This is a genomic window from Kitasatospora sp. NPDC059160 (genome assembly GCF_042755465.1).
Taxonomy (GTDB): Bacteria; Actinomycetota; Actinomycetes; order Streptomycetales; family Streptomycetaceae; genus Kitasatospora.
On sequence record NZ_JBHZCN010000117.1, the window covers coordinates 21727 to 27916 of the forward strand.

4 protein-coding genes are annotated in these 6190 nt (G+C 74.4%); 1 reads left to right on the forward strand and 3 read right to left on the reverse strand.

Annotated elements, in window-relative coordinates:
- Positions 1 to 10: 10 nt before the first annotated feature.
- The 3 genes from ACFXOZ_RS35365 to ACFXOZ_RS35375 form a co-directional block, all read right to left on the reverse strand.
- Positions 11 to 961 (reverse strand): hydroxymethylglutaryl-CoA lyase, encoded by a 951-nt coding sequence (locus tag ACFXOZ_RS35365; RefSeq protein WP_380594024.1) that lies wholly within the window; start codon positions 959 to 961, stop codon positions 11 to 13.
- A gap of 71 nt (positions 962 to 1032) precedes the next feature.
- Positions 1033 to 3297, reverse strand: a complete 2265-nt coding sequence (locus ACFXOZ_RS35370) for a biotin carboxylase N-terminal domain-containing protein (protein ID WP_380594022.1) — start codon at positions 3295 to 3297, stop codon at positions 1033 to 1035.
- Between the two features lie 184 nt (positions 3298 to 3481).
- Positions 3482 to 5209 (reverse strand): carboxyl transferase domain-containing protein, encoded by a 1728-nt coding sequence (locus ACFXOZ_RS35375; protein ID WP_380527206.1) that lies wholly within the window; start codon positions 5207 to 5209, stop codon positions 3482 to 3484.
- Between the two features lie 133 nt (positions 5210 to 5342).
- Here ACFXOZ_RS35375 and ACFXOZ_RS35380 point away from each other — a divergent pair, with 133 nt between their 5' ends.
- The gene (locus ACFXOZ_RS35380) at positions 5343 to 6017 is read left to right on the forward strand and encodes a TetR/AcrR family transcriptional regulator (protein WP_380527208.1); all 675 of its coding nucleotides are present in this window, start codon (positions 5343 to 5345) and stop codon (positions 6015 to 6017) included.
- The last annotated feature ends 173 nt before the right edge of the window (positions 6018 to 6190 follow it).

Here is a 6190-nt window from a genome sequence, read left to right on the forward strand (position 1 = left end):
GCGGGGCGGGTCAGCCCCGGGCGGCGCCGAGCAGCGCCTGGACGGTGCGGGAGGGGCTCGGGCGGCCGAGCTGCCCGGCCATCCAGCCGCTGGTCGCGACCAGCGCGCGCAGGTCGACGCCGGTCCGGACGCCGAGCCCGTGCAGCATCCACACCAGGTCCTCGGTGGCCAGGTTGCCGGTGGCGCTCTTCGCGTACGGGCAGCCGCCCAGTCCGCCCGCCGAGGCGTCCACCGTGGTGACGCCCTCGCGCAGCGCCGCCAGGGTGTTGCTGAGCGCCTGGCCGTAGGTGTCGTGGAAGTGCACGGCGATCCGGCCGACGGGCACGCCGGCCTTCGCGAACCCGGCCAGCAGCGCGCCGACCTGGCCGGGGGTGGCCACGCCGATGGTGTCGCCGAGGCTCAGCTCGGCGCAGCCCATCTCCAGCAGCTGGACGCCGTACCGGACCACCTGGTCGACCGGGACGGGCCCCTCCCAGGGGTCGCCGAAGCACATCGAGAGGTAGCCGCGGACGGTGACCCCGGCTTCGGTGGCCCGGGTCACGACCGGGCGGAACATCGCCATGGCCTCGTCCGCGGAACGGTTGAGGTTGCGCCGGGCGAAGGTCTCGGTGGCGCTGGCGAACACCGCGATGTCGGTGGCGTGGTGGGCGAGCGCGCGGTCGAGGCCGCGCTCGTTGGGGACCAGCACCGGCAGCCGCAGACCGGGGTGGCGCTCCGGCAGGCCGGCGAGCCGGGGGACCAGCTCCTCGGCGTCGGCGAGCTGGGGTACCCATTTCGGGTGAACGAAGCTGGTCGCCTCGACGGTCCGCAGCCCGGCGGCGGCGAGCCGGCCGATGAACTCGGCCTTGACCTCGACGGGCACCAGGGAGCTCTCGTTCTGCAGCCCGTCGCGCGGCCCGACCTCGTGGATCCGGACCTCCTCGGGCAGGCCGGGGGCGCGGACCGGGTCGGGCAGGCCCAGGTCGAGCGCGTCGGGCTCGCGGGTGGCGGCCCCCGTGGCGGGGGTCTCCGTGGCGGGGCTCTCCGGGGACGTCACGACCGCACCTCCGCGGGCTCGGCGGCCGCCTCGGCCGGGGTGACCACGACCAGCAGGTCCTCCATCGCGACGGTGGCGCCGGCGGTGGCCCGCAGCTCGGCCACCACGCCGTCGTGCGGCGCGGCGATCACGTGTTCCATCTTCATGGCCTCCAGCACGAGCAGGGGCTGGCCCTTGCGGACCGTCTCGCCCGCCGTGGTCTTGACGACCGTGACGGTGCCGGGCATCGGGGCGGTCAGCGCGCCGTGGTGCGCCGAGGCGCCGCCGGCGCTCTCGACGACCGGGTCGTAGGCGTGCATCGGCCAGGCGTCGCCCTCGATGCCGAGCCAGGTCACCGGGCCGGCCGGGAGGCCGGGGGTGGCGTCGGTGGCCAGCGCGAAGGCGGTCTGCAGGCCGTCGACGGTCAGGTGCAGCCGCTCGGCCACCAGGGTCGCGCGGGCGCGGTGGACGGGCCCGGCGTCCAGCTGGAGCTCCACCTCGCGGGCGGCCCCGGACGCATTGTCAGTGGCGTCGGTTACGTTGCCCGCAGTGATCGAACGGATGCGCACCGACACCGGGTCCTGGCCGGGGGTCCGGAGTCGGTGGGTGGTCCAGGCGGGGGTGCCGCCGAGGCGCCAGCCGGAGGGGAGGGAGAACGGGTCGGTCCAGCCGCCGGGGTCGGCGGCCGGGGTGAGGTCCAGGTGCCGTGCCAGCGCGGCCGCGTAGTAGAGGAGGTGGGCAGGTGACGGCGGTTCGGATGCCGAGGCGTCGGCGGGATCGGTCGCGGTCGGGGCTGCCGCGTCCGGGGTCGCCGCGGTCGGGGCTGCCGCGTTCGACGGGGAGTGCGGTGCGACGAGCAGGGCCGGCTGCTGCTGGGCCGTCCGTTCCACCAGGCCGGTGTCCAGTCGGCCGGCGACGACGTCGGGGTGGGCGAGCAGTCGGCGCAGGAAGCCGGTGTTGGTGGTGACACCCAGGATGCGGGTGTCGGCCAGCGCGGCGCGCAGCCGGCGCAGCGCGGTCGGGCGGTCGGGCCCGTACGCGATGACCTTGGCGAGCATGGGGTCGTAGGCGCTGGTGACGACGGTTCCGGGGGCGACCCCGGAGTCGACGCGGATGCCCTCGCCCTGGGGCTCGTCCAGGGTGAGGATGCGACCGCCGGTGGGCAGGAAGTCCCGTTCCGGGTCCTCGGCGCAGATGCGGGCCTCGATGGCGTGGCCCAGGAAGGAGACGTCGGACTGGCCGAAGGAGAGCGGCTCGCCCGAGGCGACGCGCAGTTGCCACTCGACCAGGTCCAGTCGGGCCGATTCCGGACCGACGGCGACGGCGAGTTCGGTGACGGGGTGCTCGACCTGGAGGCGGGTGTTCATCTCCATGAAGAAGAAGTCCCGCACCCCCTCGGCGGCGGAGGCGGGGGCATCCGGGTCGATGCCGGGGACGATGAACTCCACGGTGCCGGCCCCGGTGTAGCCGCAGGACTCGGCGGCGCGGACGGCCGCAGCGCCCATCGCGGCGCGGGTCTCGGCATTGAGCAGGACGGAGGGAGCCTCTTCGATCAGTTTCTGGTGGCGGCGCTGGAGGCTGCACTCGCGCTCGCCGAGGTGGACGGTGGTGCCGTGGGCGTCGGCGAGCACCTGCACCTCGATGTGGCGCGGTCGGTCGACCCACCGCTCCAGCAGCAGGGTGTCGTCGCCGAAGGCGGTCCGGGCGACGCGGCGGGCGGCGGCGATCTCGGTGGGCAGCTCGGCCGGGTCCCGCACCAGGCGCATGCCCTTTCCGCCACCACCGGCGGAGGGCTTGAGCAGGACGGGGTAGCCGATCTCGTCGGCGGCGGCGACGAGGTCCTCGTCGGTGGGCGCGGTGGCCTGGCTGCCGGGGACCACGGGGACGCCGGCGGTCCGGACGGCCTCCTTGGCGTTGATCTTGTCACCCATCAGCTCGACCGCACCGGGAGGTGGTCCGATGAAGACGAGGCCCGCGTCGGCGCAGGCGCGGGCGAAGCCGGGGTTCTCGGCGAGGAAGCCGTAGCCGGGGTGGACGGCCTGGGCGCCGGTGCGGCGGGCGGCGGCGAGGATCTGATCCGTGCGCAGGTAGGTCTCGGCGGCCGAGCTGTCGCTGCGGTCGGCCGGGCCGAGCCGGACCGCGACGTCGGCCTCGCGGACGTGCGGCGCGTCGGCGTCCGCGTCGCTGAACACGGCGACCGAGCGGACACCGAGCCGCCGCAGGGTGCGGATCACCCGCAGGGCGATCTCACCGCGGTTGGCGACCAGAACTGTGTCGAACATGGGAGGCGTTCCTCCGGGTCGAGGGGAGCCGTAAGAGAGGAGGTGGCGGTGGGCGGTTGCGGCGCCGGCCCGGTCGTCGGACCGGCGCCGCAGGAGTCACACCCGGAAGAGCGGGGTCACCGGAGCGGTGGCGTCGGAGTGCCCGCGTCGGGGCGGTCGCGTCGGGGCGGCCACCCCGGAGCGGTCACATGCGGAAGACACCGAACGGAGCGGGCGGCGCCAGCGGGGCGTTGGCACAGGCGGTGAGGGCGAGACCGACGGCGGTGCGGGTGTCCATCGGGTCGATCACGCCGTCGTCCCAGAGCCGGGCGGTGGCGTAGTAGGCGCTGCCCTGGCGCTCGTACTGCTCGCGGACCGGGCGCTTGAACTCCTCCTCCGCCTCGCCCGGCCACTCCTCGCCGCGCGACTCCAACTGGTCACGGCGGACGGTGGCCAGTACGGAGGCCGCCTGCTCGCCGCCCATCACGGAGATCTTGGCGCCCGGCCACATCCACAGGAAGCGGGGTGAGTAGGCCCGGCCGCACATCGAGTAGTTGCCGGCCCCGTACGAGCCGCCGATCACCACGGTCAGCTTCGGGACCCGGGTGCAGGCCACGGCGTTGACCATCTTGGCGCCGTGCTTGGCGATGCCGCCCGCCTCGTACTGCCGACCGACCATGAAGCCGGTGATGTTCTGCAGGAAGAGGAGGGGGATACCGCGCTGGTCGCACAGTTCGATGAAGTGGGCGCCCTTGACTGCCGACTCGGAGAACAGCACGCCGTTGTTGGCGACGATGCCGACCGGGTGGCCGTGGATCCGGGCGAAGCCGGTGACCAGGGTCGCGCCGTACTCGGCCTTGAACTCGGCGAAGCGGCTGCCGTCGACCAGCCGGGCGATCACCTCGCGCACGTCGTAGGGCGTGCGCGGGTCGACCGGGACGGCCCCGTACAGGCCGGCCGGGTCGACGGCCGGCGGCTCGGCCGTAGTGAGCGGCCACGGCCTGGGCGTGCGCGGGCCGAGCTCGGACACGATGGTGCGGACGATGGAGAGCGCGTGGGCGTCGTCCTCGGCCAGGTGGTCGGTCACGCCCGAGGTGCGGGAGTGCAGGTCACCGCCGCCCAGCTCCTCGGCGGTGACCACCTCCCCGGTCGCGGCCTTCACCAGCGGCGGTCCGCCCAGGAAGATCGTGCCCTGGTTGCGGACGATCACCGCCTGGTCGCTCATCGCCGGGACGTAAGCGCCACCGGCCGTGCAGGAGCCGAGCACGGCGGCGATCTGCGGGATGCCCGCGGCCGAGAGCCGGGCCTGGTTGTAGAAGATCCGGCCGAAGTGGTCGCGGTCCGGGAAGACCTCGTCCTGCATCGGGAGGAAGGCGCCGCCGGAGTCCACCAGGTAGATGCAGGGGAGGCGGTTCTCCAGCGCGACCTCCTGGGCGCGCAGGTGCTTCTTCACCGTCATCGGGTAGTAGGTGCCGCCCTTGACGGTGGCGTCGTTGGCGACCACCACCACCTCGCGTCCGGCGACCCGGCCGATGCCGGCGATCACCCCGGCCGCGGGCGCCGCCCCGTCGTACATCCCGTCGGCGGCCAGCGGCGCCAGCTCCAGGAAGGGCGACGCCGGGTCGAGCAGGGTGTCCACCCGGTCGCGGGGGAGGAGCTTGCCGCGCGAGGTGTGCCGGGCGCGCGCCTTGGCGCCCCCGCCGAGGGCGGCGGCGTCGAGCTTGGCGCGCAGTTCGGCGACCAGGGCCCGGTGCGCCTCGGTGTTGGCCCGGTAGGCCGCGGAGCCCGGGTCGGCGGAGGTGCCGAGCCGGGGTGCCGGCGCGGCGGCTCCCGGTGCTGCGGCGATCGGTGCTGTGGCACCCGGTGCCGGCGCGGTGCCGGTCGGTGCGCCGAACCGGACGCCGGAGGAGGCACCGGTGGTTGAGATGACCATTCCCAAGAGCTCCCTTGCCCTCGGCAGCAGGCGGGCGGGCCGAGTACGGTGCGCCCCTGATCCTCACGTTAATTAACGTTAACTTACGCGCTCAGGTTAACGGCCGATAACCCGACTGTCTACGATGGGCGGCATGCCGAACGTCCCCGCAGCCTCTGCGCTCCCACGCCGCGACCAGATCCGCAGGGAGGCCGCGCGACTGTTCGCCGCCCGGGGCTTCCTCGGCGTGGGTGTGGACGAGATCGGCAAGGCCGTCGGCATCAGCGGCCCCGGCCTCTACCGCCACTTCGCCGGCAAGGACGCGATGCTGGCCGACCTGCTGATCGGCATCAGCGAGCGCCTGCTGGAGGAGGGGCGACGCCGGGCGGGCGGTGGCGACGGCCCGGCCGCCACGTTGGACGCCCTGATCAGCGGCCACGTCGACTTCGCCCTGAACGACCGCGACCTGATCACCCTGCACGACCGCGAGCTGCTGAACCTCAAGGAGGAGGACCGCCGTACCGTCCGGCGGCTCCAGCGCGGCTACGTCGAGCTGTGGGTGGACGTGGTCCGGCAGGCCCATCCGCCGCTCGCAGATCCCGGCGCGGAGCCCGTGGCGCGGGCCGCCGTGCACGCGGTCTTCGGCCTGATCAACTCGACCCCGCACAGCGTCGGCCCCGATCCGGCCCAGGGCGAGCGCGCCGGTCTGCAGCGCGACGGCATGGCCGCGCTGCTGCACACCCTCGCCCACGGCGCCTTCGCCGCGGCCGCCGACTCCGTGGCTGCGGCCGACGCCACGGGCGTCGACCGGGGGGTTGGGTCCGCGTAGGCCCGTTCACTCCCCGTCCGCTGCCCTTTCCCGACGTCGCCGACCCGGTACCGTCCCGGGCAAGGCTCGACCGGACAGGGCCTAGGGCCTGTCCGGCGGATCTTGCCAGGCGCGCGACGCCGGGCATCCCGCCTGGACGCACGCCCGAATCGCCCAAGTACGTCCAGTACGAG

What these genes read in the sequence shown, in the direction of transcription:
- ACFXOZ_RS35370 (WP_380594022.1), bottom strand. Translation starts at nt 3,297, where the DNA reads ATGTTCGACACAGTTCTGGTCGCCAACCGCGGTGAGATCGCCCTGCGG.
- ACFXOZ_RS35375 (WP_380527206.1), bottom strand. Translation starts at nt 5,209, where the DNA reads ATGGTCATCTCAACCACCGGTGCCTCCTCCGGCGTCCGGTTCGGCGCA.
- ACFXOZ_RS35380 (WP_380527208.1), top strand. Translation starts at nt 5,343, where the DNA reads ATGCCGAACGTCCCCGCAGCCTCTGCGCTCCCACGCCGCGACCAGATC.